Raw genomic sequence first — 25,622 nt, 5'->3', positions numbered from 1 at the left:
AGTGACATGTCGACAAGTCAGCGGCGAAACTGCGCTGGAAACAGGGGGTGTACGGCTTTTACACCTCCGGCACCGGCCTGTGAGGGGTCTACCCGTTCCGGCTACGCCTCGATCCTGTTTGCGGATCTCAGACGGGCGAAACTTCGGGCCAGAAGCCTTGACACATGCATCTGGGAGACGCCGAGTTCGGCGCTGATCTGTGACTGCGTCAGGTTGTTGTAGTAGCGCAGCAGCAGGATCCGCTGTTCGCGCTCGGGCAGCTGGACGAGCAGGTGCCTCACGAGGTCGCGGTGTTCGACCCCGGCCAGGGCCGGGTCCTCGTAACCCAGACGGTCCAGCAGGCCTGGCAGCCCGTCACCCTCCTGGGCCGCCTCCAGCGAGGTCGCGTGGTACGAGCGCCCCGCTTCGATGCAGGCCAGGACCTCCTCCTCCGCGATCTTCAGCCGCTCGGCGATCTCGGCGGTCGTCGGCGAGCGACCGTGAGCGGTCGTCAGGTCCTCGGTGGCCCCGGTGACCTGGACCCAGAGTTCGTGCAGCCGCCGCGGCACGTGCACGGTCCGCACGTTGTCCCGGAAGTAGCGCTTGATCTCGCCGACCACGGTCGGCATGGCGAACGTGGGGAACTGGACGCCGCGTTCCGGATCGAACCGGTCGATCGCGTTGATCAGGCCGATGGTGCCGACCTGGACGACGTCCTCCATGGGTTCGTTGCGGCTGCGGAACCGGGCCGCCGCGTACCGCACGAGCGGGAGGTTCGCCTCGATGAGGGCGTTCCGCACCCGGTGGTGCTCGGGGGTGCCGGGCTCGAGGTCCTTGAGGCGCCCGAACAGCACCTGGGTGAGGGCCCTGGTGTCCGCGCCCCTGGTCCTCGCGGGTGTCACGGAGGGATCGGGCGTCTCGGTCTGGATGTCATCGGTCGGGATGTCGTCGGTCGGGACGTCGTCGGTCTGGGCGTTCTGGGGCGGGACTTGAGGCGCTGTACTGGCCGGCACGGTGTCGCCACCCCTTTGCGGTCAACTACGGTCAACTCATCCGTCAAAAGCGGTCATAGCATCACAAGACGTATCCACTATGCGCAAGCACCGCATGGAGTCGTGTTGAGGGCAAAACGGTTTAAACATACGGAAAAGCCCCTCCCTTGTACGGTGAGGGGCGGGTGGACCGGCGGGCCCGAAGGTCAGAAGGGGTAGTCGGCGATCACCCAAGTGGCGAACGCGCGCCACTGGCCGGCGGCCTCCTGATGGGCCGGATGCTCGATGTAGCGCTTCAGGGAGTCCTCGTCGGCGACCGCCGAGTTGATGGCGAAGTCGTAGGCGATCGGCCGATCGGTGATGTTCCAGGCGCACTCCCAGAACTCCAGTTCGGGAATCTTCCCGCCGAGCTCCCGGAAGGCCCGGGCCCCGGCGACGACCCGCGGATCGTCCCGCTCGACGCCGTCGTTCAGCTTGAACAGGACCAGGTGGCGGATCATGAGGGTTCTCCTACTTCACGAGCTCGGACATGAAGTCTCCGACGCCCTGAGCGGCACTCGATATGCCTTCGAACCCTACTTGGACGAGGTCGGCGGCCCGGGCGGGAGACGTGATGATCGTGTACAGCACGAAGACCACAATCAAGTAGAGCGCGATCTTCTTCGCTTGCACCACAGCCTCGCCCCTCCGTTCGATCACCTGCGCAGTCGCGTGATTCTAGCCGCACACATGCTCGTATCCAGGGGCCGTTTCTGATCACTGACGCCCCCTTTAGGGACCAAGGACCCGACGATTCGGGCCCTTTGTCCACGGGCGGGGCTTCTGGTGGGGAGGAGGATGGGAGACGGCCCGCGTCGTGTGTCAGAACCGCACGGGCCGAGGGACAGGACCTCCACGAGGTCCGCGCCGTGGCACTTCCCCCCCGACCACGGTGAGGCCTTCCGGTCCCTGTTCCCACCGGGGGAAGCGGCTTGTCCCCCCGATGCCGCTTCCCCCGACCTCACACCCCGGCCACGGCCCCTTCCGGCCGGTACCTCCACAGCCGCCCAGGAACGCTCGAAAACCGCCCAGGAACGCTCGAAGGGCCCGGCGCATTGCGCCGGGCCCTTCGTTCAGAGCGGTAGCGGAGGGATTTGAACCCTCGGTGAGTTTCCCCACACTCGCTTTCGAGGCGAGCTCCTTCGGCCGCTCGGACACGCTACCGAGAGAGAGCTTAGACCATCCCGGGCCCTGGTTCGAAATCCGATTCCCGGCAGGCCCGCGCGGTGCTCCGGGGGTGGTGTCAGCGGTGGCGGAAGAACGCCGTCAGCTGGGCGGCGCAGGCATCCTCCAGGACGCCGTGGATCACCTCGGGGCGGTGGTTCAGCCTGCGGTCGCGGACGACGTCCCAGAGCGAACCGGCAGCCCCGGCCTTCTCGTCCCGCGCCCCGTAGACCACCCGGCCGACCCGGGACTGCACGAGTGCCCCCGCGCACATGGTGCAGGGCTCCAGGGTCACCACCAGCGTGCAGCCGGTCAGCCGCCAGGCGCCGAGGGCGGTGGCGGCGCGGCGCAGGGCGAGCACCTCGGCGTGCGCGGTCGGGTCGCCGGCCGCCTCGCGTTCGTTGTGACCCCTGGCGAGCAGGGTGCCGTCCGGGCCCAGCACGACGGCGCCGACCGGCACATCGCCGGCCAGCGCCGCCTGCGCGGCCTCTTCGAGGGCCTGGCGCATGGGTGCCTGCCACGGGTCCCGTACGGGATCGGTGGGAGGGGTTGTGTGGGGTGGGGGTGGTGGTGCGGTCACCCGCGGACCCTAGCGGACGGTCTCCAGGACATCGGAGGCGCCGAGGGCGTCCGCGATCTCCATGAGGGCGTCGGTGCGCAGGGTCAGCAGGTCCTTCTCGGACAGGCCGAGGTCGGCCAGGAGCCCGAGATCACCGAGCGGCCCCGCCGGTACGGCGTCGGGGTCGTGGTCCGGATCGAGGTCGGGGACGGCGGCGTCGGCCGGGTCGGCGCCGTCCTTGGTCACGTCAGGGTCGCCGTCCTCCGTACCGTCGAGGTCGACGAGCTCCTCGAGTGCGGCGATCTCGTCATCGGCCCCGGGTTCGCGGCCGAGCAGTTCGTCGGTGAGCAGGATCTCCCCGTACGAGGAGCGGGCGGCGGCGGACGCGTCCGAGACGTAGATACGGGGGTCCTCCTCACCGTCCACCCGGACGACGCCGAACCAGGCGTCCTCCTGCTCGATGTAGACCAGGACCGTGTCCTCGTCCACCGAGGCCTCACGGGCCAGATCCGTCAGGTCGGACAGGGTTTCCACATCGTCGAGCTCTGTATCGCTCGCTTCCCACCCGTCTTCGGTGCGCGCGAGCAGTGCGGCGAAGTACACCGTGACTCTCCCACTGGTCATAGGCGAATCGGTCCGACGGGAGGGCAGACGGTCATCCGGCTGCTCTGGGCCCCGCCCAATCGGCATCGTGGCAGAAACGAGCGCGTTGCGAGACCTCTTCGGCCGTTGCGTCGGCCATCAGTTCCGGGAGCGCCCGGTCGGCGGCAGCTCCCGTGCAGTACTCCGCAGGTGCTTCGCGGGACCGGCGGGCGGTGGTCACCAGCGGAATGTGCGCATCCGCATCTGTTGGCGCATACGGGCGGCACGGGCGCGGCGCGGCTGGACCCGGTCGCGGAGCTGCTTCGCCTCGTGGAGCTCCCGGAGGAACTGAGCCCGGCGCCTCCGGCGCGCCGCGTCACTCTCCTGCGCGTCCGGCACGCTCTCCCGCGCCTCGGGCACCTCGCGCGCGTCGCGTCGCGTCCGTGCCTGGTTCCGCTGCTCCCCGTCGGGCAATCGACACACCACCCCAAGCCTGGGTCCGTATGCCACCACCTTCCCCCCGAACAGGGGCTTGATGCCAGCGCAGACCGGCGAAGAGCCGGCCCGGGGCCCGGCTACTGTTGACGGCATGCGGATCCACGTCGTCGACCACCCGCTGGTGGCGCACAAACTCACCACGCTGCGCGACAAGCGCACCGACTCCCCGACCTTCCGACGGCTCGCCGACGAGCTGGTCACCCTCCTCGCGTACGAGGCCACCAGGGATGTGCGGACCGAGCAGGTCGACATCGAGACCCCGGTGACGCCCACGACCGGTGTGAAGCTGTCGCACCCGCGGCCCCTGGTCGTCCCGATCCTGCGGGCGGGCCTCGGCATGCTGGACGGGATGGTGCGGCTCCTGCCGACGGCGGAGGTCGGCTTCCTGGGCATGATCCGCAACGAGGAGACGCTCCAGGCGGAGACGTACGCGACGCGGATGCCCGAGGACCTCTCAGGCCGGCAGGTCTACGTCCTGGACCCGATGCTGGCCACCGGCGGCACGCTCGTCGCGGCCATCCGCGAGCTGATCAAGCGCGGTGCGGACGATGTCACCGCGGTCGTGCTGCTGGCGGCGCCCGAGGGCGTCGAGGTCATGGAGCGCGAGCTGGCGGGCACGCCGGTCACGGTGGTCACCGCATCGGTCGACGAGCGGCTCAACGAGAACGGCTACATCGTGCCGGGCCTCGGGGACGCCGGCGACCGGATGTACGGCACCGTCGACTGACGCCCCCGGGCGGCGTGTTCAGGAGCAGGTGGACGGCGCCGGGGCCGGCTTCGTCAGTGCCGTGAGTGCGGAGGCCGCCGCCGCGGGCGTGCTGAACGCCTTGAACTTCGTACCGATGATCAGATCGACGTCCGCCGTCCTGCGGGCGTCGGTCTTCTGCACGGCCCCCGGCAGCTGGGTCGCCAGCACGGGGAACGAACCGTTCGTCGCCGCCGGGGCGCCGAGCAGCAGCCCGGTGCCGGGCACCTTCTTGTCGTACGCGGCCGGCGCGTTGGCCACCTTGCCGATGGCGAAGCCGCGCTTCTCGAGCTCGTCCGCCGCTGCCTTGGCGAGCCCGCTGCGGGGTGTCGCGTTGTAGATGTTGACCTTGATGGCGGCGGGCTTCGGCAGCGTTTTCGCGGGTGCCGCCGCCTTCGGTGTGGGGCAGGCCTTGGGGGCGTCCGCGGCGCTCGCCTGCTTGCCGCTCCCGGTGAACACGTCGACGATCTGGAGCGTGCCCCATCCGGCCAGGCCGAGGGCCACCACGGCGGCGGCCGCCGAGAGAACCAGTTTGCGGCGGTTCCGGGGGCGACGCATGCGCGGGTACGTGTTGCCCGTGACGCGGTACTTTCCGCCCATGCCGGGAGGGGTCAGCATGCTCATGGCCGCAGCGTAATGCGACCTGGTGATGATGCCTACTTAAACGATCAGCAGATGGCACCCGTACGTGCATAAAAGCACCCGAAAGGCCCGAAATAGGCCACGGGTGGGAGTGGCGCAGGTCAGCCCAGTTCGAGGACGCGGGCGTGCAGCACCTGGCGCTGCTGCAGGGCGGCGCGCACGGCGCGGTGCAGCCCGTCCTCGAGGTACAGGTCGCCCTGCCACTTCACGACGTGCGCGAAGAGGTCGCCGTAGAACGTGGAGTCCTCGGCGAGGAGGGTTTCGAGGTCCAGCTGGCCCTTGGTGGTCACCAGCTGGTCCAGGCGGACCGGACGCGGCGCCACATCCGCCCACTGTCGGGTGCTTTCCCGGCCGTGGTCGGGATATGGCCGCCCATTTCCGATGCGCTTGAAGATCACACGGAAAGCCTACCGGGCGTGGGCCTCCTGGCGCAGCCATGGCACGGGACTGGGATGCCGTTCGTCGCGCCATCACATGGGTGAGAACGGATCGGGGCGCGGGGCCGGGAGATCGCGAAACCGGGCGGGTGCTCCCGGGGGCGTACGCCGCAGACGGCGTGCGGGCGCCGGCGCGCCTGCGGCGTACGGGGGCGTGCCTGAGGACGCCCCTGAGGGCGTGCCTGGCGGCGGGAGGCCCGTTACCCGGTGACGCCGTGCGCGTGGCCCTCGCGCAGCGCGCCGCCTCCGGTCGCGCCGGTGGCGCGGGCCGCGGCCACGGGACGTGACAGGGAGCGGAGGTCGTAGGCGTAGGTGCCGACGGCGTTGGCGATCACGTCGATGTTGGTGTCGAAGTGCGCCATGTCGAGGTTGTCCAGGTCGTCGCAGGCCGCGTGGTAGCAGGGGTCGTACGCGACGCCGGCCGTGCCGCCGAACGTCTCCGCCTCGGCGGCCGTCTTGATGCCCTCGGCGCCCGTGTCCGTGCCGCCGGACGGGATGCCGGCCTCGACGAACGGACCGTAGTCGGAGCGCCCGGTGAAGTCCGTGCCGGTGTGGGGCTTGCCCTTCCGGTCCAGGAACGCGGTGATGTCGCGTTCCAGCTGGGCGGAACCCTCGGGGCCCGGACCCGCGCCCACGCCGTCGGAGTCGTCGCCGTCGAAGACGAACTGGGCGCCGTTGGGCGAGGCGATCATGTCGAAGTTGAGGTAGAGGGCGATCTTGTCCCGCTGCGCCTCGGAGAGCTTGGCGACGTACGCCTCCGAACCCAGCAGGCCGTTCTCCTCCGCCGACCACCAGGCGAAGCGCACCTTGTCGGCGGGTGCCCTGTGCGAGCGCGCCAGCTCCAGGGCGACCTCGAGGAGACCGGCCGAGCCGGACGCGTTGTCGTTGATGCCCGGGCCGTCGGTGACCGAGTCGAGGTGGGCGCCGAACATGACCGTCCTCGCCGCGTCCCCGCCCCGCGTCTCCGCGACGACGTTGCGGGTGGTGCGCTCCTCCTGGAGCTCACGTATCTCGAAGGAGACCGTCACCTCGCCCTCGGCCAGGTCGGCGACGAGCTTCTCACCCTCCTCCTGGGTGAGTCCGCCGGTGGGGATCTTCCCCGACGCCGCGTCCCCGAGCGTGCCGGACAGCACGCCCGCGGTGTTGTTGTAGATGACCGCGCCGGCCGCGCCCGCGACGGCGGCGGCCGCCTGCTTCTCGGCGAAGGAGCAGCCGCCACGCTTGATCAGGGCGATCTTGCCGGTGAAGGTGGCGGAGGCGTAGTCGGCCGCTTCGCAGCCGGTGGTGCCGTCGACGGGGACGGCCACGAGCCCTGCCCGGAGGCCGCCCACGGCGGTGGACTTCGTGTAGGTCATCGCCCTGACGGTCACGTCACGGGGCGTCGGCGAGACGACGGAGAGCTTTTCGGCGAGCGTCTCGGTGTAGACGAAGTCGAAGGCCTGGTAGCCGACCTGGTATCCCGCCTTCTGCAGCAGCCGGTAGACGTAGGCGGCGGAGGCGTCGTGGCCGAGCGAGCCCGCCGCGCGGTGTCCGCCGGCCGAGTCGGCTATCGCCTGGAACTGCTGCAGATGCCGGTACGCGTCCTTGGCCGACGCGTTTTTCACCAGCGTCCGGGACAGCTGGGCGGCCTCCTTCGCCGGGTCGTGGGGAGCAGGTCCGTGGTGCGGGGACGCGGCGAGGAGGAGCGGTGTGGCCAGGGCGGTGGCGGCCACGACAGCTGCGGCTCTGCGACGAGTTGCGTGCACAGGAGTCCTTCCGGTGTGAACGGATGTGCAGGAAAGCTAGCGAGCGGGCCGGTGTCTGTGAACCGCCGAGGCCGGTTGTCACCGGTTATGGCTTGTTCGCGATCACTTGGCCCGGCTCGCGGCCTTGGCCGCCGCCTTCGCCCGTTGTTTGTGCGCCCGTACCTCGGCGAGCGACTCCGGGCCCGTGATGTCGGCGACCGAGCGGTGCGAGCCGGCTTCGCCGTACGGACCCGCCGCCTCCCGCCACCCCGTCGGACGCACGCCGAACTGTTTGCCCAGCAGGGCCAGGAAGATCTGGGCCTTCTGGGTGCCGAACCCGGGCAGTGCGCCCAGCCGTTCCAGCAGCTCGGCCCCGGTGGCGGCGTCCGCCCAGACCGCGCTCGCCTCGCCGCCGTACTCCGCCACCAGGAACTGGCAGAGCTGCTGCACCCGCTTGGCCATGGAGCCCGGATAGCGGTGCAGGGCGGGTTTCGTGGTGAAGAGTTCGGTGAAGGCGTCCGGGTCGTACGCGGCGATGTCCCGGGCGTCCAGGTCGTCCGACCCCATCCGCAGGGCCAGCGTGTAGGGGCCGGTGAAGGCCCACTCCATCGGCACCTGCTGGTCCAGCAGCATGCCGACCAGGGCGGCCAGCGGGCTGCGCCCCAGGAGCTCGTCGGCCTGCGGCTGCTGGGCTATGCGCACGGTGGCGTTCCCACCCGTCCTGTTGTCGGTCATACCTTTGATCATCGCGAGGACAACGGGCTTCGGCGACTCCAGGTGGGCCGGGGACGTGAGGCGCGCCCGCCGCCCGGCCCGTCCCTCAGGGCAGCAGCCGGGCCGCACGCATGCGCAGGTACCGGGCCTCCGGGGCGCTGCGCGTGAGGCCCGCCGCCCGCCGGTAGGCGGCGCGCGCCGCCTCGCGGTCCCCGGTCCTCTCCAGAAGGTGGGCCCGTACGGCGTCGAGCCGGTGGTGGCCGGCCAGCCGGCCCTCCAGGGCGTCCACGTCCGCGAGCCCGGCCCGCGGGCCGTGCACCATGGCCACGGCCACCGCCCGGCCGAGCTCCGCCATCGGCTCGGGGGCGCGGCGCACCAGGACGTCGTACAGCGCGAGGATCTGCGGCCAGTCGGTGTCCTCGGCGCGCCGCGCCTCGTCGTGCAGCGCCGCGATCGCCGCCTGCAGCTGGTACGTCCCGGCGGGGCCCTGGGCCAGTGCTTCCCCGACCAGGGCGGTGCCCTCCGCGACGGCCGCGGCGTCCCAGCGGGTGCGGTCCTGTTCGTCGAGCGGGACGATCTCCCCGTGCGGGCCGCTCCGGGCGGCGCTGCGAGCCTCCGTGAGCAGCATGAGTGCCAGAAGTCCGGTCACCCGGCCGTCGCGGGGCAGGAGGCGGCGTACGGAACGGGTCAGGCGGATCGCCTCGCGGGCCAGGTCGGTGCGGTGCAGCGCGCCGCCGGAGGTCGCCGTGTAACCCTCGTTGAAGATCAGGTACAGCACTTGGAGCACGGCGGCGAGCCGCAGCTCGCGATCGGCCGCCCCCGGCTGCCTGAAGGGCACCTCCCTGATCTTCTGCTTGGCCCGGCTGATCTTCTGGGCCGTCGTCGCCTCGGGCAGCAGGAGGGCCCGGGCGATCTCGGCCGTCGTCAGGCCGCCGACTGCCCGCAGGGTGAGAGCGATCTGCGCGGCGGGGGACAGCACGGGGTGGCAGCAGAGGAAGAGCAGGGTGAGCGTGTCGTCCTCGGCCGGTGCCCGGCTCTCCCCGGGCGGCGGGGCCGTGAACGCGTCGCGCGGGGCGAGCTCGGCCGCCCTCTCCTCGCGCCGGTGCCGCGCCGAGTCGCTGCGCAGCTGGTCCGTCAGCCTGCGGGACGCGATCCGGATGAGCCAGCCGCGCGGGTTGTCCGGCAGCCCCTGCACCGGCCACTGCTGAGCGGCGGCCAGCAGTGCCTCCTGCACGGCGTCCTCGGCGGTGTCGAAGTGTCCGTAGCGGCGGACGAGCGCGCCGAGGACCTGCGGCGTGTGGCGGCGCAGCAGGTCCTCGATGTCGTTCCTCGCAGGGTTCACGCGCCACCTCTCACCCGGCGGACTCCCCGACACCCTCGCCCATGATCTGCCGGATGACCACGGGGTGATCGGGGGCGCCCGCGGGCTGCGGGCAGGTCGCGATGCGAGCGGCGATCTCGGTGACCCTCTCCATGCTCTCGCAGTCGAGCACCCAGTACCCGGCCAGCACTTCCTTGGTCTCTCCGTAGGGGCCGTCGGAGATCACCGGCTTGCCGTCCACGCCCGCGCCGACGAAACGGGTCCGCGCGGGCTCGGCCAGTCCGTTGCCGTCCACCAGCTCACCGGACTCGGCGAGGTCGTTGTTGACGCTCTCCATGAAGGCGAACATCGCCCGCATGTCCGTCTCGTTCCAGGCCGGGCTGCTCGGGGAGGCCTTGCCGGCCATCGCCTCGTAGTCCGCCTGGGAGCCCTGCACCATCACCAGGTACTTCATGACGCGCTCCTCGGGTGCTGTGCCGCCCCTTGCGGGCAACTCTCACAGGGGACGTCGGAACCGGGTGCGGGTTCTCGACAACGCGCGGGAACGCTTTCCGAAATCACTCGCCGGCGCCCGTGGTCCCCCGGCCGAGCAGCGACCGCACGGCCGCGCGGTCGACGTTCGTCAGGGCGTGGACGATCTTCGGGGTGAGGAGGACGAGCAGGAGGCCGACGAGCGAGGCGCCGGCGATCTGCCACGGCGAGGAGAGGTGGTACTGGTGGCGGACGCCGTCCGAGGTGTAGTCGAGGACCCGGTAGCCGGGCCGGCCGGCGTACCGGGGGAAGACCCAGGCGTAGACGGGGTAGAGCGCGACCGTCCAGCCGGTGATCAGGAAGGTCAGCGTCACGCAGAAGCTCGCCACCCGCCAGGGGAACATCACGACCTGGAAGAGAAGGGCCTTCCAGCCCGCCGCGTCCGTCAGACGCGCCTGGACGCCCGCCCACCAGCCGGGGCGCTCGGCCCGGGGCAGGGCCGCGGGCCCCGTCGTGTGCAGGTTCAGCTGCGCAGCCGCCCGGCCGCGTTCGAGTGCGCCGAGCCCCCTCGCCGAGGCGAGCAGGAGGGCGAGGACCGGCAGGCCGACCACGGTGAGGGAGAGCCCGGTGCCGAGGGCGAACAGCGTCACGGCCCACACGAAACCGGCGAGGGCGACCGGCAGGGAGACCAGCGCGTAGCCGATCTCCCGGTAGGTGGCTGCGGCGAAGGGGCCGCGCCGGAGAGCCGTGGCGGGTGCGCGCTCGGCCGGCCGGGATGCGGCGGCAGGTGCTGCGGTGGGCCCGAAGGTGCTGGTGGTCATGGCGGCCTCGTCGGAAGAGGGGACGTGTGGACTGACGTGTCCCGGACTCGCGGAACCGCGCGCCAGGAGGCATGGGGGAGCCGGGCCGGTCCGGGGTGGGGATCGCCCCCCTGCCGGGGTGGTGCCGGCCGCCCGGACCGTCGCGCGGGGGCGCCCTGGCCGGGGCCCCGACCGGGCCGGACAGTAGAGTGCGGCAGCGTCATCCCCACGAACTCCGAGGTACCGGCCGTGTCTCCCGCACCATCCGAACCACCGGCGCCCCTGCCCGCGCCGACCGTGGCCGTCGTGGGCATCGGCGCCGACGGATGGGCGGGCCTGCCGGACACCGCACGTTCCGCGCTCCTGGAGGCCGAGGTACTCATCGGTGCGGAACGGCAGTTGGGCCTGCTCCCGCCCGTGTGCGCCGGCCGGCGTGTGCCCTGGCCGTCGCCGCTGCGGCCTGCCGTTCGCCGTCTGCTCACCGCCGACGCCGGGGCCAGGATCGCGGTGCTGGCCAGCGGCGACCCCATGTTCTACGGCATCGGCCGGGCCCTGACCGAGGAGTTGGGCGCCGGGTCGCTGCGTGTGCTGCCCCACCCCTCCTCGGTGTCGTACGCCTGCGCCCGGCTCGGCTGGCCGCTCGAGGACACCGAGACCGTCACCCTGGTCGGCCGCCCCACGGCACGGCTGGCCGCCGCGCTCCACGACGGCCGCCGGCTGCTGGTGCTGAGCGCGGACGGGGCCACGCCCGTCGCCGTGGCGGCCCTGCTGCGGGAGTCCGGCTTCGGGCCCAGCCGGATGCGGGTGCTCGAACAGCTCGGCGGCATGGACGAGGACTGTTTGGACGGCACCGCCGACAGCTGGGCCCACCCGCCGGGGGACCCGCTCAACGTCATCGCGGTGGACTGCCGCAGCACCCCGGACGCCATGCGCCTCGGAGCCGTACCCGGCCTGCCCGACGAGGCGTACGAGAGTGATGGGCAGCTCACCAAACGCCATGTGCGGGCCGCGACGCTCGGCGTGCTCGCGCCCGCGCCCGGGGAACTCCTGTGGGACATCGGCGGAGGTTCCGGATCGATCGCCGTCGAGTGGCTGCGGACCCATCCGTCCTGCCGCGCGCTCACGGTGGAGCGTGACCCGGTGCGCGCCGGGCGCATCACGCGGAACGCGGCCCGGCTCGGTGTCCCCGCCCTGCGGGTGATCACCGGCCGGGCGCCGGATGCCCTGGCCGGACTGCCCGCTCCCGACGCCGTGTTCGTCGGTGGCGGCCTCACCGCGCCGGGACTGCTCGACGCCTGCTGGGACGCGCTGCCGCCGGGCGGCAGGCTCGTCGCCAACACGGTCACGCTGGAGTCCGAGGCACTGCTCGCCGAGTGGTACCGGCGGCTCGGCGGCGACCTGGTGCGGCTGGCGGTGGCCCACGCGGTGCCCGTCGGCGGGTTCACGGGGTGGCGCCAGGCCATGCCCGTCACGCAGTGGTCCGTACGCAAGGCCCCTTCGACCCCCTCAGGAGACAACTGATGACCGTGTACTTCATCGGCGCGGGCCCCGGCGCCGCCGACCTGATCACGGTGCGTGGCGCCCGCGTCCTCGCCGCCAGCCCGGTCTGTCTCTACGCGGGCAGCCTGGTGCCGCGTGAACTGCTCGACGCGTGCCCGCCGGACGCCCGGCTCGTGGACACGGCCCAGCTCGACATCGACCGGATCACCGCCGAGCTGGTGCGCGCGCACGAGGAGGGCCATGACGTCGCCCGGCTGCACTCGGGTGACCCGTCGGTCTTCAGCGCGGTCAACGAGCAGATGCGGCGGCTCGACGAGGCGGGCGTGCCGTACGAAGTGGTGCCGGGGGTGCCCGCCTTCGCCGCTGCCGCGGCGGCCCTCAAGCGCGAGCTGACGGTACCCACGGTCGGGCAGACGGTGATCCTCACCCGGATCGCCCAGCGGGCGACCGCGATGCCGGAGGGCGAGGACCTGGCGACGCTGGGCCGCAGCGGTGCGCTGATCGTGCTGCACCTGGCGGCGCGGTACGTGGACCGGGTGGTCGAGGAGCTGCTGCCGCACTACGGGGCCTACTGTCCGGCCGCCGTGGTGGCCATGGCCTCGCGCCCGGACGAGATCGTCCTGCGCGGGACGCTGGATTCCATCGCGCAGCAGGTGAAGGAGGCCGGGGTGATCCGGACGGCCGTGATCATGGTGGGCCGGACCTTGGGGTCGGACCAGTTCCGCGACAGCCACCTGTACTCCCCGGACCGGGACCGCCACTCCTGCTGAGGCCGGGCGGCCGGGGCGGGCAGGGGTGGCCGCCACCTACGCACCACGCGTCAGGCGTCACCGCGCGGCGCTCCGCCGACCACGCCACGCGTCAGGCGTCACCGCGCGGCGCTCCGCCGACCACGCCACGCGCCAGGCGTCACCGCGCGGCGCTCCGCCCGACCACCGTCCCCGCCCGGTCGATGCAGATCACGTCCACCGTCACCGGCGCACCCCGCAGGACGGACAGCGCCTGGTCCCGTGCGGTCACCGCCACCAGGTCGCCCAGCGGCACCCCGGCCGCCATACACAGGTGCAGCGCCGCCAGACCGGTGTTGGCCACCTCGATCTCCGCGGCCAGCTCCTCGCTCGCCCCGCCCTGCCGCGCCAGCCTCGCCAGGAACGGCCTGTCGACCTGGGAACGGCCCGAATGCAGATCCAGGTGGCCCGCCGCCAGTTTGGACAGCTTGGCGAACCCGCCGCAGATCGTCAGCCGGTCCACGGGATGCCGGCGTACGTACTTCAGCACCGCACCCGCGAAGTCGCCCATGTCCAGCAGGGCGATCTCCGGCAGGCCGTACTCGGAGACGACCGTCTTCTCGGAGGTCGAACCCGTGCACCCCGCCACGTGCCGGTGACCGGCCGCCCGCGCCACGTCCACCCCGCGGCGGATCGAGTCGATCCAGGCCGAGCAGGAGTACGGCACCACCACGCCCGTCGTGCCGAGGATCGAGAGCCCGCCCAGGATGCCTAGGCGGAGGTTCCACGTGAAACGTGCGATCTCCTCGCCGTCGTCCACCGAGACCGTGATCTCGGCATCACCGGTGCCCCCGTGCACGGCCGCCACACGTGCGATGTGGTCCCGCATCATCTGGCGGGGGACGGGGTTGATCGCGGGCTCCCCGACTTCGAGAGGCAGCCCCGGGAGCGTCACCGTCCCCACCCCGGGGCCCGCCCGGAACACCACCCCCGAGCCGGGCGGCAGCAACCGTACGGTGGCGCGCACCAGCGCGCCGTGCGTCACGTCCGGGTCGTCGCCCGCGTCCTTGACCACTCCCGCCGTGGCCCGGCCGCCGGCCAGTTCCTCGACCGCGAGAGCGAAGGCGGGGGTCTGGCCCCGGGGCAGCGTGATGGTCACCGGGTCGGGGAACTCGCCGGTGAGCAGCGCGGTGTACGCGGCCGTGGCTGCCGCCGTCGCGCAGGCGCCGGTCGTCCAGCCCGGTCGCAGACCGGTGTGCTTGAGTTGGGCGTTGCGCCCGCCCTGCGCCTCACTGCTCATGGATGGACCGGTCCCATGCCCTTGCACCTGCTCGTCCTCGGCGGCACGACGGAGGCCCGTCGGCTCGCGGAGCTCCTGGTGGCCGAGGAGTGGATCAGAGTCACCAGCTCGCTCGCCGGACGCGTCGCCCGGCCCCGGCTCCCACCGGGGGAGGTACGCGTCGGGGGATTCGGCGGAGCCGACGGCATGGCCGAGTGGCTCCGTGCGCACCGAGTGGATGCGGTCATCGACGCCACCCATCCTTTCGCCGGGACGATCAGTTTCAACGCGGCCGCGGCCGCCGCCGCAGTCCATGTTCCCCTGCTGGCTCTGCGCCGGCCCGGCTGGGTGCCCTCGGACGGTGACCTGTGGCACGCCACCGGCTCCCTGGCCGGCGCCGCCGAGCTGCTGCCCGGACTGGGCCGGCGGGTCTTCCTCACGACGGGCCGCATGGGGCTGGCGGCGTTCGCCCACCTGGACGCGCTGTGGTTCCTGATGCGATCGGTGGACGCCCCCGATGCCCCGTACCCGGCGCGCATGGAGGTCCTGCTGGACCGGGGCCCGTTCACCCTGGACGGGGAGCGCGCGCTGCTCCGGCGTCACCGCATCGACGTCCTTGTCACGAAGGACAGCGGCGGCGCCGCGACCGCCCCCAAGCTCGCCGCCGCCCGCGAGGCCGCCATCCCGGTGGTCGTGGTGCGCCGGCCACCGGCCCCGGAAGGGGTACCGGTGGCCGGGACCCCGGAGGACGCCGTCGCCTGGCTGCGGGGCGTGACGGGAGCGAACGCCTAGGCAGCCGCCGGGGTCCGGCGGCCGAGGGCGAGCAGGTGCGGCCCGGCCCGCTGCCGCCCGCCGGCCCGCTGTCGCCGGCCGGCCCGCTGTCGCCTGTCGGCCGGCCCCGGATCAGGTCTCCGGGTAGCGGCGCGGCGTCCAGACGATCTGCCGGCCGTCGCCCCGGCGCACCCAGCGGGTCTGCGAGGACCCCACGATCAGGATCGTCCGCATGTCCACCTCCATCGGGTCCAGGTCGGCCAGCCGCACCGTACGCACGCTCTCCGCAGGACCGCCGACATCGCGGCCGAGCACCACGGGGGTGTCCGGCGAGCGGTGTTCCAGCAGGAGGTCACGGGCCTTGCCGACCTGCCACGTCCGGCTGCGCGAGCCCGGGTTGTACAGCGCCATCACGAGGTCGGCCGTGGCCGCCGCGCGCAGCCGCTCGGCGATGACCTCCCACGGCTTGAGCCGGTCCGAGAGGGAGATGGTGGCGTAGTCGTGGCCCAGCGGGGCCCCCGCACGGGCGGCGGCGGCACTGGCCGCCGTCACCCCGGGCAGCACCCGTACGGCGATGTCCGTGTAGGCCTCCTGCGAGGCCACTTCCAGGACGGCCGTCGCCATGGCGAAGACTCCCGGGTCACCCCCGGACACCACCGCCACCCGGCGCCCCCGGCGGGCCAGGTCCAGGGCGAACTCGGCGCGCTCCGACTCGACCTTGTTGTCCGAGCCGTGGCGCTGCTGCCCGGGACGGACCGGCACCCGGTCCAGGTATGTCGTGTAGCCGACCACGTCGTCGGCGGCGGCCAGCGCCCCGCGCGTCTCGGGGGTCAGCCACAGCGGTCCCGCGGGCCCGGTGCCGACCACGACCACTTCGCCGGAGCCGGGGGCCCGCTCGGGCCGGGGGGCGTCGATCCTGCTGGGCAGCACGGCGACCGCGAAGTACGGCACCGAGTCCGCGTCGATGTCCGCGAGGTCGCCGGTCCGCTCGCCCGCCATGGTGGCGCGCTCGACGTACCGTGCCTCGGGCAGCCGCCCTGACGCCTCGAACGCGCGGCGCACGGCGGGGAACGTACGGCCCAGCTTCATCACGACCGCCGAGTCGGTGGCCGCCAGACGGGCTGTCAGCTCCTCCTCGGGAAGCGTGCCGGGCAGGATCGTCAGCACCTCCTCGGCCTCGACGAGCGGGGTGCCGAGGCGGGCGGCGGCGGCGCTTACCGAGGTGACGCCGGGGATGACCTCGGTGTCGTACCGGTCCGCGAGCCGCTTGTGCATGTGCTGGTACGAGCCGTAGAAGAGCGGGTCGCCCTCGGCGAGCACGGCGACGGTGCGTCCGGCGTCGAGGTGCGCCGCGAGGCGGGCGGCGGCCTCGGCGTAGAACTCGTCCAGCGCGCCCCGGTAGCCCCCCGGATGGTCCGTGGTCTCCGTCGTGACGGGGTAGACCAGCGCTTCTTCGATGTGGTCGGCGCGCAGGTACTGCGCCGCGATGGAGCGGGCGATCGAGCGGCCGTGCCGGGCGGAGTGGTACGCGACGACGTCGGCCTCGCCGATGACCTGCACGGCCCGCACCGTCATCAGGGACGGGTCGCCCGGGCCGAGCCCGACCCCGTACAGCCGGCCGGTGCGGGGGCCGCCCGTGTCTCCGGCGTTCCCCGTGCCGCCGGTCTGCTGCTGCTCGGGCACGCTCACTCCTCCTCGCTGGCGATCGCGTTGAGGGCGGCGGCCGCGATGGCGCTGCCACCGCGCCTGCCCCGCACCACGAGGTGCTCCAGGCCGGACGGGTGGGCGGCCAGGGCCTCCTTGGACTCGGCGGCCCCGATGAAGCCGACCGGCACGCCGATGACGGCCGCGGGGCGCGGCGCGCCCGCCTCGATCATCTCCAGCAGCCGGAACAGCGCGGTGGGGGCGTTGCCGACGGCGACGACCGCACCCTCCATCCGGTCCCGCCACAGCTCGAGGGCGGCGGCGCTGCGCGTGGTGCCGAGCTCCGCGGCCAGCTCGGGGACGGCGGGGTCCGACAGGGTGCAGATCACCTCGTTGTCCGCCGGCAGCCGCTTGCGGGTGACCCCGCTGGCGACCATGGCGACGTCGCAGAGGATGGGCGCACCGGACCGCAGCGCCGCGCGGGCGTCGGCCACGGCGTTCGGCGAGAAGGCGAGATCGCGCACGAGGTCGACCATGCCGCAGGCGTGGATCATGCGGACGGCGACCTGGCTCACGTCGGCGGGCAGCCCTGCCAGATCCGCTTCCGCGCGGATGGTGGCGAAGGACTGGCGGTAGATCGCCGGTCCGTCCTTCTCGTACTGATGCACAGTGCTGTCGCTTTCTTCGTCGAACAGGTCGAACAGGTCGTACAGGAGGTGGTCGTGGTGGTCAGGTGTGCGTGCCCCGGGGCGCCGCGGTGTGCGTGCCCCGGGCCGCCGCCACGGCCGCGGCGAGCGCGGCCGGGTCGTCCCGGACCGTGGACGTCGCGGTGGTCCGATCCCCCCGTACATGGGAGATCCGGTGTCCGTCCGGGGTGGCGACCACGTCGATCCACTCCCCGTGCGGATGGCCGCACCGGCGTTCACAGCCGGACCAGTACACAGGGAGCCGCCCGGCCGGCCCGACGGCGGCCCCCGCATCGGCCCGCACGTCGGCCAGTGACTTCGCGCAGCCGGGCTGCCCGACGCAGGCGCCGACACCGGCCCACGGGGAGCCGGGCCCGGTGATCAGTCCGGCCTCCGTGAGGGCGCCGAGCAGGCTGTCCGCGCGGTGGGGAGCGATTCCGGTGACGACGGCTCCGCGCCATGGGGTGAGCCGGAGTCCGCCGGCGCTCGACAGGAGGCGCCACTGCGCCGGGTTCAGCCGTCCCAGCGGTACGCCGACGGACAGCGCGGCCTCGCCGCGGCTGCCCGGGAGGCGTCCGGTAGCCGGGCGCAGAGCTTCGGGAGGGCGGGGGTGGGACCCGGGGGCGACGGCGATGCCGGCCTGCCCGAGCCGTCGCAGCACGTCGTCGGGGAGCGCGGACGCCACCTCACCCGGCAGGTCCTTCGTCCGCCAGGCGCCGGTGTCCCGGGCCGCGTCCAGGAAGGCTCCGGCGGCGAGGAGCGCGGCGCGGGGCGCGTCGGAGGCGGGTACACGCAGGACGGCGTCCGTGTCGCCGACGCGCAGCAGCGCGCTGCCGTCGCCGCGGCCCAGGAGGGCGAGGTCGGCGCCGAGGGCGTCGACATCGCCGCGGCCGTCGTCGAGGGCGAAGAGGAAGCGCCCGGAGAGCGCCGTCAGCCGGTCGCTCGCGCAGAGGAGACGGTCCAGTCCGGTCAGCCACGGTCCGACGTCGGCGGCCCCGAGGCCGTCCAGCCCGGAGAGGGGGGACGCCACCACGTTGCGTACCCGCTCGTGGCGTGCGGAGGGCAGTAGTCCGGCCCGTCCGAGCAGCCCGGCAAGCTCCGCGCCGCAGTCCGCGGGGAGCCCGCGCACCTGCACGTTCCCGCGGGAGGTGAGATGCAACTCACCGTCACCGAATCGCTCGGCGACCTGCCGCAGGGCATCTGCCTGACGGATCGTCAGAATGCCGCCGGGTATGCGGATACGCGCCAGCGCACCGTCGTCCGCCCGGTGCAGACGCAGTGCGCCGGGGCACGCGTCACCGCTGCTCCGGGCGCACGCATCGCCCGGAGACCGGGGTGGAAGGGGGGAGGCGGACATGGCGGCGAGCATACCGACCGTGACCGGAGCGCACCCCTACGGTCACTGTGACGTACGGGACACCGCCCGCGGTCCCGGCAGGGGCGGGGGCCGTCTGGTCAGGACCCCCCACCCGCCGCCTACTATGCCTAGCGGCGGTCCGTTGGGTCCGCCATCGCCATACGGCGACATGGGAGGAAGCCCGGTGAGATTCCGGCGCGGTCCCGCCACTGTGAGCCCGGCCATCCGGCCGTGCGAGTCAGGAACTCCCATCCCCGAGGTCCCGGCCCGGCCAGGACCCCAATCCGACACCGCCCGGGGCGTGGACACCCCGGGGAAGGACTGACGCCGCATGATCCTGCTCCTGTCGACGTCCGACACCGACCTGCTCAGCGCCCGTGCCTCCGGCGGCCCGGTCGGCTTCCGCTACGCGAACCCGTCCCGGCTCTCCGTCGAGGACCTGCCGCAGCTCCTGGAGGGCACGGATCTCGTCGTCGTGCGGCTCCTCGGTGGTGTCCGCGCCTGGCAGGAGGGGCTCGACCACGTCCTCGCCACCGGCCGGCCCGTCGTCGTACTCACCGGTGAACAGGCCCCCGACGCCCAGCTGATGGCCGCCTCCACCGTGCCCATCGGTATCGCGGCCGAGGCGCACGCCTACCTCGCGCACGGCGGTCCGGCCAATCTGGAGCAGCTGGCCCGGTTCCTCTCCGACACGGTGCTGCTCACCGGCCACGGCTTCGAGTCGCCCGCCCCGGCCCCCGCCTGGGGCCCGCTGGAGCGCACGGCCCGGGACGTCACCGGCCCGACCGTCGCGGTGCTCTACTACCGTGCGCACCACATGAGCGGGAACACCGCCTTCGTCGAGGCGCTCTGCACGGCCGTGGAGGACGCGGGCGCCCGCCCCCTCCCGCTGTACGTCGCCTCGCTCCGCACGCCCGAACCCGAACTCATCGACGAACTCCGCGCCGCCGACGCCATCGTGACGACGGTCCTCGCCGCGGGCGGGACGAAACCCGCCACCGCTTCGGCAGGCGGTGACGACGAGTCCTGGGACGCGGGCGCCCTCACCGGCCTGGACGTGCCCGTCCTCCAGGCGCTGTGCCTGACCAGCCCGCGCGCCGCGTGGGAGGAGAACGACGAGGGCGTCTCGCCGCTGGACGCGGCCACCCAGATCGCCGTCCCCGAGTTCGACGGCCGCCTCATCACCGTGCCGTTCTCCTTCAAGGAGATCGACGAGGACGGCCTGCCCGCGTACGTCGCCGACCCCGAGCGGGCCGCCCGGGTCGCCGGAATCGCCGTACGCCACGCACGGCTCCGCCACATCCCGGCCGCCGAGAAGCGGATCGCGCTGGTGCTGTCCGCGTACCCGACCAAGCACTCCCGCATCGGCAACGCGGTCGGCCTCGACACCCCCGCCAGTGCCGTCGCCCTGCTGCGCAGGCTCCGGGCCGAGGGCTACGACTTCGGTCCCGTGGAAGAGATCCCGGGACTGGTCTCCGGGGACGGCGACGAGCTGATCTACGCCCTCATCGAGGCCGGTGGCCACGACCAGGAGTGGCTCACCGAAGAGCAGCTGGCCCGCAACCCGGTCCGCATCCCGGCCGCCGACTACCGCCGCTGGTTCGCCACGCTGCCGGCAGAACTGCGCGAGGCCGTCGAGGAGCACTGGGGGCCAGCCCCCGGCGAGATGTTCCTCGACCGGTCCCGCAACCCGGAGGGCGACATCGTGCTCGCCGCCCTGCGCCGGGGCAACCTGCTGATCCTCATCCAGCCGCCGCGCGGCTTCGGCGAGAACCCGATCGCGATCTACCACGATCCCGATCTGCCGCCCTCGCACCACTACCTGGCCGCCTACCGCTGGATCGCCGCGTCCGCCGACGACAACGGCTTCGGCGCCGACGCGATGATCCACCTCGGCAAGCACGGCAACCTGGAGTGGCTGCCCGGCAAGAACGCCGGCCTGTCCGCCGCCTGCGGACCCGACGCCGCGCTGGGCGACCTGCCGCTTGTCTACCCGTTCCTGGTCAACGACCCGGGCGAGGGCACACAGGCCAAGCGCCGGGTGCACGCCACGCTCGTCGACCACCTCGTACCGCCGATGGCCCGCGCCGACAGCTACGGCGACATCGCCCGCCTCGAACAACTCCTGGACGAGCACGCCCAGATCGCCGCCATGGACCCGGCCAAGCTCCCGGCGGTCCGTGCCCAGATCTGGACCCTCATCCAGGCCGCGAAGCTCGACCACGACCTGGGGCTCGAGGACCGGCCGGAGGACGAGGGCTTCGACGAGTTCATCATGCATCTCGACGGCTGGCTCTGTGAGATCAAGGACGTCCAGATCCGCGACGGGCTGCACGTCCTGGGCAGCGCCCCGGCTGGGAAGGACCGCGTCAACCTGGTCCTCGCCGTCCTGCGCGCCCGCCAGATCTGGGGCGGTACGGCCTCGCTGCCCGGACTGCGCGAGGCGCTCGGCCTGGACGAGTCGGCGGCCACCCGCACCGCCGCCGACGAGACCGAGGAGCAGGCCCGCGCGCTCGTCCAGGCGATGGACGACGCGGAGTGGGACCCCGCCGCCGTCGCCGGCGTGGCAGCGGGGCACCCGCAGGCCGTCGCGGACATCCTCGACTTCGCCGCCCGCGAGGTCGTGCCGCGCCTCGCCGCGACGACCGACGAGCTCGACCACGCGGTCCACGCGCTGAACGGCGGCTTCGTCCCCGCCGGCCCGTCCGGCTCCCCGCTCCGCGGCCTGGTCAACGTCCTGCCGACCGGCCGCAACTTCTACTCCGTCGACCCGAAGGCGGTCCCCTCCCGCCTCGCCTGGGAGACCGGCCAGGCCCTCGCCGACTCGCTCCTGGAGCGCTACCGCGCCGACAACGGCGACTGGCCCACCTCCGTCGGCCTGTCCCTGTGGGGCACGAGCGCGATGCGCACCGCGGGCGACGACATCGCCGAGGCGTTCGCCCTGCTCGGTGTCCGCCCCGTCTGGGACGACGCCTCGCGCCGGGTGACGGGCCTGGAGGCCATCCCGTACGAGGAGCTCGGCCGCCCCCGCATCGACGTCACCCTGCGCATCTCCGGCTTCTTCCGCGACGCGTTCCCGCACACCATCGGCCTGCTGGACGACGCCGTCCGCCTGGCCGCCTCACTCGACGAGCCCGCCGAGCAGAACTTCGTACGCGCCCACACCCAGGCCGACCTGGCCGAGCACGGCGACGAGCGGCGGGCCACCACCCGCATCTTCGGCTCCCGGCCGGGTACGTACGGCGCCGGGCTGCTCCAGCTCATCGACTCCCGCGACTGGCGCACGGACGCCGACCTCGCCGAGGTGTACACGGTGTGGGGCGGCTACGCCTACGGCCGTGAGCTGGACGGGCGCCCGGCCCGGGACGAGATGGAGACCGCGTACAAGCGGATCGAGGTCGCGGCGAAGAACACCGACACCCGCGAGCACGACATCGCGGACTCGGACGACTACTTCCAGTACCACGGCGGCATGGTCGCGACGGTACGAGCGCTGAAGGGAACGGCTCCGCAGGCGTACATCGGCGACTCGACCCGCCCCGAGACGGTCCGCACCCGGACCCTGGTCGAGGAGACGTCCCGCGTCTTCCGCGCCCGGGTGGTCAACCCGAAGTGGATCGAGGCGATGCGCCGCCACGGCTACAAGGGCGCCTTCGAGCTGGCCGCGACGGTCGACTACCTGTTCGGGTACGACGCGACGACGGGCGTGGTCGCCGACTGGATGTACGACAAGCTGACCGAGACGTACGTCCTGGACCCGGTGAACCGCGAGTTCCTCCAGCAGGCCAACCCGTGGGCCCTGCACGGCATCGCCGAGCGCCTCCTGGAGGCCGAGTCCCGCGGCATGTGGGCCAAGCCCGACCCGGCCGTGCTCGAAGCCCTGCGCCAGGTCTTCCTCGAGACGGAGGGTGACCTGGAGGGCGAGGACTGAGCGCCGAGGGGGACGGGCCGCGGCCCGTCCCCCTCACTCCCGTGCGCGGCTGCGCCCCTCAGCCCGCCGACGAACCCCCGGCCCCGCCGAACAGCCTGTACAGCAGGTACAGCACCGCCAACGCCGGGATCACGAAGATGAAGACGGGGAACTCGTAGGTGCCGGACGCCTGGTTGGCGACGTAGAAGCCGTAGCCCGCGAAGAACGCGCCGCCCAGCAGGGCGTAGGCGCGATACTTCGTGGAGAGACCGGGGGCGAAGGCGGCCCCGATCAGGATCAGTCCGGAGATCACGGAGAAGATTTCGTACGCGGTCCATTGCATGGTGGTGTCCTTCCGAGGCGGTCGGGTGGGCGCCGTGGAGCGACGCGTGGTTCAGAAGTCGAAGCCGGTGCCGAAGCCCATGGGCCGATCACAGAGTCCGGCGATCCGGGTGGTGTTCTCCGCGAGGTCCTGACCCGACATCGAGTCGGAGTCGGCGACCTTGTGGAGTCCGTCGGCGTCCTCGGAGAGGTCCGGCGTCCCGTCGTACCGGTCGGCGAGGTCGGCCATCTCCTCGGCCTTGCGGAACAGCGGGTTGCCGATGACGCCGTTGCCCTGCACGAACTGGGCGCTGAGTTCGTCGAAGCCCGTGCACACCTCCTCCTTGCCGACGGGCCCGAAGCTGCCGCAGGCGGCTGTGGTGAGGATCAGCAGAGCGGCGCCGACCGCGCTGAGCGGTGCCGGACGTATGCCTGTCATGAGGGTGGTCCTCTTCCTGCTCAGCGTCGCCACCAGCGCCGGGGAGGGGTCTCCCCGTCGATGCGCAGGTCGCGTCCGGCGATGTTGTTGCGGGGTCCGAGGCGCAGATCGCCGCCCGCGGAGAGCGAGACGCCGCCCCGCGGAGGTGCGTCCCGGGTGTCGTCCACCGGGCTCCGGGGGGCCTCGGCGGCGACCCGGCGGGCCGCGTCCGCGTCCCCGGGGACATGGAGCCAGGCGCGTACCGCCGTCTCCTTGACGCGGACGTCGACCGCGTGGAACGTCTGCGGGGCGATGCCCGGGTAGCCACCGCGGACCACGTCCTCGTGGATGGCCTCGGACACCAGCAGGGCGAGATCGCCGCGGGTCACCCCGATGGCCTTCCGCAGCGGATCGCTGTCGCACAGCCGGAACGTCCGGTTCACGGCGTGACCGCCGATGCCGTGCTCGTCGAAGTGGACGTCACCGGCGTGGACGGCGATCCGCATCCTCAGCAGCGGGTCGTCCCGACGCCGGCGCCCGAGCGCCGCGTCGAGGCGGGGCAGGAACTCGCCGAGCACCACCGACTTGGGGATCTGCTGCGGAATGACCACCAGCAGGCCGTCACCACGGTCCTCGTGCAGGCAGGAGGACCAGACGGACTCGGTGAACGCGGCACGGAACTCGCCGTACATCGCCTCGCGGGTGCGCATCTGGTCGGCGCCGTCCCGTGAGCTGAACCGTTCGATGTCGGCGACCAGGAGGGTGGCGTGCGCGGGCGGGCCCACGGTGGCCGAGCCCTCGGGGGAGAGCGGGAGGGACCGGTCGGCACTCATGACGGGATCGGGATTCCGCCGAGCTTCAGGTTGCCCTCCTGCGCGTCCACGAGCGAGAGGAAGACACCGCCTCCCAGCTTGACCAGCCCGTAGTCGGACGCGCTGAGCTGCCACCGTCCGCCTGACCACTCGAGCGGGATGGTCCCCTGCTTCTCACCGTCCCAGCTCAGCGGCACCTGGGCCTCGGTGGCGCTCGCGGTGGCCTTGCCGATGGAGACGTGGCCGACCTTGTCCCGGTACGCCTGGCTGCGCCCCGCGAACGCGCCGGACAGGCTCTTCTCGCACCCGCCGTCGGTGGGCGCGACAAGCGTGCACCATGCCGCGGCGTCCCCGATCCGTTCCGCGACACGGACCTGTTCGGACGTGTGGAAGGCGCCCGCCGCGCCGGGCTCGCTCACGACGGAGAGGTCGACGCCGCTGTCGGACGTCGCCACCTGGACACCGCCGTACACGGACGCCGCGAGCACGGTGGCGATCGCGGTGAGGGACACCACGGGATGGTTCCTGACGTACTGCTTGACCTTGGTGATGTTGATGTCGCGCCCGGCGATGTTCGCGTTCTTCATCCGTATGTCGCCGTTGGCCTGAAACGAGATGTTGCTATCGCCTCTGACGGTGTGACTGCCCTGTGCACCCGGCTGCTCTGTCACGTGTTTCTCCTGGGCCGCTCCTGCAAGTGCAAGCATCGAAGCAGGTCGATAGCGACCAAAAAGCGTCATCTGAGGCCTAGTTGGCCCGCCTGAGCCCATAGTTACTTCATGACAGTCTTACGTTTCTGGGACATGCTGGACGATTCGGAGAAGTCGGCGCTCATGAGGTTCGGCCGCGGACGCTCCTACCGGGCCGGACAGCGCCTGGTGGCCGAAACCGACGCGGACCGCTGGACGGGGGTCATATCCGAGGGCACGTGCCGTGTCACGGGGGGTCGTGAGGACGGCAGTCGCTCCTATCTCGCGGCGCGAGGGCCGGGCGACATCATCGGTGAGATGGCGGCCGTGCGGGAGGGGCGCCGGACCGCCGAGGTGACGGCGGTGACGCGGGTCCTCGTCCACGTCCTGCCGGCCTCGAAGTTCCAGCAGCTGATGGAGACGCATCCCGGTGTGACGAAGCACCTGCTGACCGTCGCGCTGAACCGGCTCCAGGAGGCGGACCGCGGTCGCACGGAGATCGCCGCGGCCGCGACCGAGGTGCGGCTCAACAGGCTGCTCGCGCGACTGGCCCGCACGGAGGGGGTCGCCGTCCCCGGCTCCGCGGGCGTCATCCTGTACGGGGTCGCCCAGACGGATCTGGCGGAGTGGTGCGGGGTGAGCCGTGCCTCGGTGCAACGGCACCTGAAGCGCCTGTCGGTCCAGGGTTTGCTCCGGACGGGTCCCCGGCAGCGGCAGTTGACCGTCCTGGACCCGGAGGAGCTGGCGACGGCGACAGCGCAGGCGACGGGCGTCTGACGGGGGGCGTCCGGCGAGGGGCGTCTGCCGAGGGGCGCGTCCGACGAGGGGCGCGTCCGACGA

Annotated in this window: 27 protein-coding genes, 1 tRNA gene and 1 riboswitch; of the genes, 6 read left to right on the top strand and 22 right to left on the bottom strand. The window is 72.6% G+C overall.

The genetic code is table 11. The annotated features are described in order from the left end of the window. Positions 1 to 101: 101 nt before the first annotated feature. From QFZ58_RS17810 to QFZ58_RS17780, 7 genes are all read right to left on the bottom strand, one after another. Positions 102 to 992: an RNA polymerase sigma factor SigF gene (locus QFZ58_RS17810; protein WP_307125887.1), complete on the bottom strand. Its 891-nt coding sequence runs from the start codon at positions 990 to 992 to the stop codon at positions 102 to 104. A gap of 185 nt (positions 993 to 1,177) precedes the next feature. Next, entirely contained in the window at positions 1,178 to 1,471 is a 294-nt protein-coding gene (locus QFZ58_RS17805; protein WP_307125886.1) for a Dabb family protein, read from the bottom strand. A gap of 10 nt (positions 1,472 to 1,481) precedes the next feature. Further along, positions 1,482 to 1,646: a hypothetical protein gene (locus QFZ58_RS17800; RefSeq protein ID WP_307125885.1), complete on the bottom strand. Its 165-nt coding sequence runs from the start codon at positions 1,644 to 1,646 to the stop codon at positions 1,482 to 1,484. A 443-nt stretch (positions 1,647 to 2,089) separates the two neighbouring features. Further along, positions 2,090 to 2,174: transfer RNA gene (locus QFZ58_RS17795), tRNA-Ser, on the bottom strand. A 79-nt stretch (positions 2,175 to 2,253) separates the two neighbouring features. Then, a complete protein-coding gene (gene tadA / locus QFZ58_RS17790) occupies positions 2,254 to 2,682 on the bottom strand; it encodes a tRNA adenosine(34) deaminase TadA (protein WP_307128909.1) in 429 nt (142 codons plus the stop codon). An 81-nt stretch (positions 2,683 to 2,763) separates the two neighbouring features. Further along, a complete protein-coding gene (locus QFZ58_RS17785; RefSeq protein ID WP_307128908.1) occupies positions 2,764 to 3,336 on the bottom strand; it encodes a hypothetical protein in 573 nt (190 codons plus the stop codon). Positions 3,337 to 3,552: 216 nt separating this feature from the next. Continuing rightward, positions 3,553 to 3,789, bottom strand: coding sequence for a hypothetical protein (locus QFZ58_RS17780; protein WP_307125884.1), 237 nt, complete (start codon positions 3,787 to 3,789; stop codon positions 3,553 to 3,555). A gap of 115 nt (positions 3,790 to 3,904) precedes the next feature. Here QFZ58_RS17780 and upp point away from each other — a divergent pair, with 115 nt between their 5' ends. After that, positions 3,905 to 4,540, top strand: a complete 636-nt coding sequence (gene upp / locus QFZ58_RS17775; protein WP_073750868.1) for a uracil phosphoribosyltransferase — start codon at positions 3,905 to 3,907, stop codon at positions 4,538 to 4,540. Positions 4,541 to 4,558: 18 nt separating this feature from the next. On the opposite strand, the gene QFZ58_RS17770 is transcribed toward upp, so the two are convergent. The 7 genes from QFZ58_RS17770 to QFZ58_RS17740 form a co-directional block, all read right to left on the bottom strand. Next, positions 4,559 to 5,158, bottom strand: coding sequence for a LytR C-terminal domain-containing protein (locus QFZ58_RS17770; protein ID WP_307128907.1), 600 nt, complete (start codon positions 5,156 to 5,158; stop codon positions 4,559 to 4,561). A gap of 143 nt (positions 5,159 to 5,301) precedes the next feature. After that, the gene (locus QFZ58_RS17765) at positions 5,302 to 5,598 is read right to left on the bottom strand and encodes a type II toxin-antitoxin system VapB family antitoxin (protein WP_003955420.1); all 297 of its coding nucleotides are present in this window, start codon (positions 5,596 to 5,598) and stop codon (positions 5,302 to 5,304) included. A gap of 239 nt (positions 5,599 to 5,837) precedes the next feature. Further along, a complete protein-coding gene (locus QFZ58_RS17760; RefSeq protein WP_307125883.1) occupies positions 5,838 to 7,382 on the bottom strand; it encodes a M28 family metallopeptidase in 1,545 nt (514 codons plus the stop codon). Positions 7,383 to 7,484: 102 nt separating this feature from the next. Further along, positions 7,485 to 8,096: an HhH-GPD-type base excision DNA repair protein gene (locus QFZ58_RS17755; RefSeq protein WP_307125882.1), complete on the bottom strand. Its 612-nt coding sequence runs from the start codon at positions 8,094 to 8,096 to the stop codon at positions 7,485 to 7,487. 85 nt (positions 8,097 to 8,181) lie between these two features. Further along, a complete protein-coding gene (locus QFZ58_RS17750; protein ID WP_307125881.1) occupies positions 8,182 to 9,417 on the bottom strand; it encodes an RNA polymerase sigma factor in 1,236 nt (411 codons plus the stop codon). A 10-nt stretch (positions 9,418 to 9,427) separates the two neighbouring features. After that, positions 9,428 to 9,850 (bottom strand): YciI family protein, encoded by a 423-nt coding sequence (locus tag QFZ58_RS17745; protein WP_307125880.1) that lies wholly within the window; start codon positions 9,848 to 9,850, stop codon positions 9,428 to 9,430. 103 nt (positions 9,851 to 9,953) lie between these two features. Continuing rightward, positions 9,954 to 10,688 carry a sensor domain-containing protein gene (locus tag QFZ58_RS17740; RefSeq protein ID WP_307125879.1) on the bottom strand — a complete coding sequence of 245 codons (735 nt, stop codon included), beginning with the start codon at positions 10,686 to 10,688 and terminating at the stop codon, positions 9,954 to 9,956. 228 nt (positions 10,689 to 10,916) lie between these two features. Between QFZ58_RS17740 and cbiE the strand changes: the two genes are divergently transcribed. Further along, a complete protein-coding gene (cbiE, locus tag QFZ58_RS17735) occupies positions 10,917 to 12,188 on the top strand; it encodes a precorrin-6y C5,15-methyltransferase (decarboxylating) subunit CbiE (RefSeq protein WP_373428563.1) in 1,272 nt (423 codons plus the stop codon). Beyond that, entirely contained in the window at positions 12,188 to 12,937 is a 750-nt protein-coding gene (gene cobM, locus QFZ58_RS17730; RefSeq protein WP_307125878.1) for a precorrin-4 C(11)-methyltransferase, read from the top strand. The genes cbiE and cobM overlap by 1 nt, the downstream gene beginning before the upstream one ends. Before the next feature lie 139 nt (positions 12,938 to 13,076). Here the strand turns inward: cobM and QFZ58_RS17725 are convergent, their stop codons facing one another. Next, positions 13,077 to 14,195 carry a cobalt-precorrin-5B (C(1))-methyltransferase gene (locus tag QFZ58_RS17725; protein WP_307125877.1) on the bottom strand — a complete coding sequence of 373 codons (1,119 nt, stop codon included), beginning with the start codon at positions 14,193 to 14,195 and terminating at the stop codon, positions 13,077 to 13,079. Positions 14,196 to 14,216: 21 nt separating this feature from the next. Between QFZ58_RS17725 and QFZ58_RS17720 the strand changes: the two genes are divergently transcribed. Continuing rightward, positions 14,217 to 14,966: a cobalt-precorrin-6A reductase gene (locus QFZ58_RS17720; RefSeq protein ID WP_307128905.1), complete on the top strand. Its 750-nt coding sequence runs from the start codon at positions 14,217 to 14,219 to the stop codon at positions 14,964 to 14,966. Positions 14,967 to 15,077: 111 nt separating this feature from the next. On the opposite strand, the gene cobJ is transcribed toward QFZ58_RS17720, so the two are convergent. The 3 genes from cobJ to QFZ58_RS17705 form a co-directional block, all read right to left on the bottom strand. Next, positions 15,078 to 16,628, bottom strand: a complete 1,551-nt coding sequence (cobJ, locus tag QFZ58_RS17715) for a precorrin-3B C(17)-methyltransferase (protein ID WP_373428562.1) — start codon at positions 16,626 to 16,628, stop codon at positions 15,078 to 15,080. Positions 16,629 to 16,630: 2 nt separating this feature from the next. Continuing rightward, positions 16,631 to 17,257, bottom strand: coding sequence for a precorrin-8X methylmutase (locus QFZ58_RS17710; RefSeq protein WP_307125876.1), 627 nt, complete (start codon positions 17,255 to 17,257; stop codon positions 16,631 to 16,633). A gap of 61 nt (positions 17,258 to 17,318) precedes the next feature. Beyond that, positions 17,319 to 18,644 carry a cobalamin biosynthesis protein CobG gene (locus QFZ58_RS17705; protein WP_307125875.1) on the bottom strand — a complete coding sequence of 442 codons (1,326 nt, stop codon included), beginning with the start codon at positions 18,642 to 18,644 and terminating at the stop codon, positions 17,319 to 17,321. 114 nt (positions 18,645 to 18,758) lie between these two features. Then, a riboswitch (cobalamin riboswitch) is annotated at positions 18,759 to 18,900 on the top strand. 63 nt (positions 18,901 to 18,963) lie between these two features. On the opposite strand from QFZ58_RS17705, the gene cobN reads away from it, so the two are divergent. Continuing rightward, positions 18,964 to 22,563, top strand: coding sequence for a cobaltochelatase subunit CobN (gene cobN / locus QFZ58_RS17700; protein WP_307125874.1), 3,600 nt, complete (start codon positions 18,964 to 18,966; stop codon positions 22,561 to 22,563). 58 nt (positions 22,564 to 22,621) lie between these two features. Here cobN and QFZ58_RS17695 read toward each other — a convergent pair whose 3' ends face one another. The 4 genes from QFZ58_RS17695 to QFZ58_RS17680 are packed head-to-tail and all read right to left on the bottom strand — an operon-like array spanning position 22,622 to position 24,764. Then, positions 22,622 to 22,885: a hypothetical protein gene (locus tag QFZ58_RS17695; RefSeq protein ID WP_307125873.1), complete on the bottom strand. Its 264-nt coding sequence runs from the start codon at positions 22,883 to 22,885 to the stop codon at positions 22,622 to 22,624. Between the two features lie 51 nt (positions 22,886 to 22,936). Continuing rightward, positions 22,937 to 23,302, bottom strand: coding sequence for a molybdenum ABC transporter substrate-binding protein (locus QFZ58_RS17690; protein ID WP_307125872.1), 366 nt, complete (start codon positions 23,300 to 23,302; stop codon positions 22,937 to 22,939). 20 nt (positions 23,303 to 23,322) lie between these two features. Then, a complete protein-coding gene (locus tag QFZ58_RS17685) occupies positions 23,323 to 24,114 on the bottom strand; it encodes an adenylate/guanylate cyclase (RefSeq protein WP_307125871.1) in 792 nt (263 codons plus the stop codon). Beyond that, complete coding sequence (locus tag QFZ58_RS17680; protein WP_307125870.1) at positions 24,111 to 24,764, bottom strand: hypothetical protein; 654 nt, start codon at positions 24,762 to 24,764, stop codon at positions 24,111 to 24,113. Before QFZ58_RS17680 ends, QFZ58_RS17685 begins: the two co-directional genes overlap by 4 nt. A 108-nt stretch (positions 24,765 to 24,872) precedes the next feature. On the opposite strand from QFZ58_RS17680, the gene QFZ58_RS17675 reads away from it, so the two are divergent. Further along, positions 24,873 to 25,559, top strand: coding sequence for a Crp/Fnr family transcriptional regulator (locus QFZ58_RS17675; RefSeq protein ID WP_307125869.1), 687 nt, complete (start codon positions 24,873 to 24,875; stop codon positions 25,557 to 25,559). Positions 25,560 to 25,622 lie beyond the last annotated feature (63 nt).

The sequence above is a fragment of the Streptomyces sp. B1I3 genome (genome assembly GCF_030816615.1).
Classification (GTDB): domain Bacteria; phylum Actinomycetota; class Actinomycetes; order Streptomycetales; family Streptomycetaceae; genus Streptomyces.
Note: the sequence above shows the minus strand (reverse complement) of the source record. Positions and strands in the feature narration are given on the sequence as shown.

Excerpts from the sequence above, each read along its gene's own strand:
- QFZ58_RS17755 (WP_307125882.1), bottom strand. The coding sequence starts at position 8,096 with ATGACCGACAACAGGACGGGTGGGAACGCCACCGTGCGCATAGCCCAG.
- QFZ58_RS17725 (WP_307125877.1), bottom strand. The coding sequence starts at position 14,195 with ATGAGCAGTGAGGCGCAGGGCGGGCGCAACGCCCAACTCAAGCACACC.
- QFZ58_RS17705 (WP_307125875.1), bottom strand. The coding sequence starts at position 18,644 with ATGCTCGCCGCCATGTCCGCCTCCCCCCTTCCACCCCGGTCTCCGGGC.
- QFZ58_RS17675 (WP_307125869.1), top strand. The coding sequence starts at position 24,873 with ATGACAGTCTTACGTTTCTGGGACATGCTGGACGATTCGGAGAAGTCG.
- QFZ58_RS17695 (WP_307125873.1), bottom strand. The coding sequence starts at position 22,885 with ATGCAATGGACCGCGTACGAAATCTTCTCCGTGATCTCCGGACTGATC.
- QFZ58_RS17745 (WP_307125880.1), bottom strand. The coding sequence starts at position 9,850 with ATGAAGTACCTGGTGATGGTGCAGGGCTCCCAGGCGGACTACGAGGCG.
- QFZ58_RS17685 (WP_307125871.1), bottom strand. The coding sequence starts at position 24,114 with ATGAGTGCCGACCGGTCCCTCCCGCTCTCCCCCGAGGGCTCGGCCACC.
- cobN (WP_307125874.1), top strand. The coding sequence starts at position 18,964 with ATGATCCTGCTCCTGTCGACGTCCGACACCGACCTGCTCAGCGCCCGT.
- QFZ58_RS17690 (WP_307125872.1), bottom strand. The coding sequence starts at position 23,302 with ATGACAGGCATACGTCCGGCACCGCTCAGCGCGGTCGGCGCCGCTCTG.
- QFZ58_RS17740 (WP_307125879.1), bottom strand. The coding sequence starts at position 10,688 with ATGACCACCAGCACCTTCGGGCCCACCGCAGCACCTGCCGCCGCATCC.
- tadA (WP_307128909.1), bottom strand. The coding sequence starts at position 2,682 with ATGCGCCAGGCCCTCGAAGAGGCCGCGCAGGCGGCGCTGGCCGGCGAT.
- QFZ58_RS17770 (WP_307128907.1), bottom strand. The coding sequence starts at position 5,158 with ATGGGCGGAAAGTACCGCGTCACGGGCAACACGTACCCGCGCATGCGT.
- upp (WP_073750868.1), top strand. The coding sequence starts at position 3,905 with ATGCGGATCCACGTCGTCGACCACCCGCTGGTGGCGCACAAACTCACC.
- cobM (WP_307125878.1), top strand. The coding sequence starts at position 12,188 with ATGACCGTGTACTTCATCGGCGCGGGCCCCGGCGCCGCCGACCTGATC.
- QFZ58_RS17805 (WP_307125886.1), bottom strand. The coding sequence starts at position 1,471 with ATGATCCGCCACCTGGTCCTGTTCAAGCTGAACGACGGCGTCGAGCGG.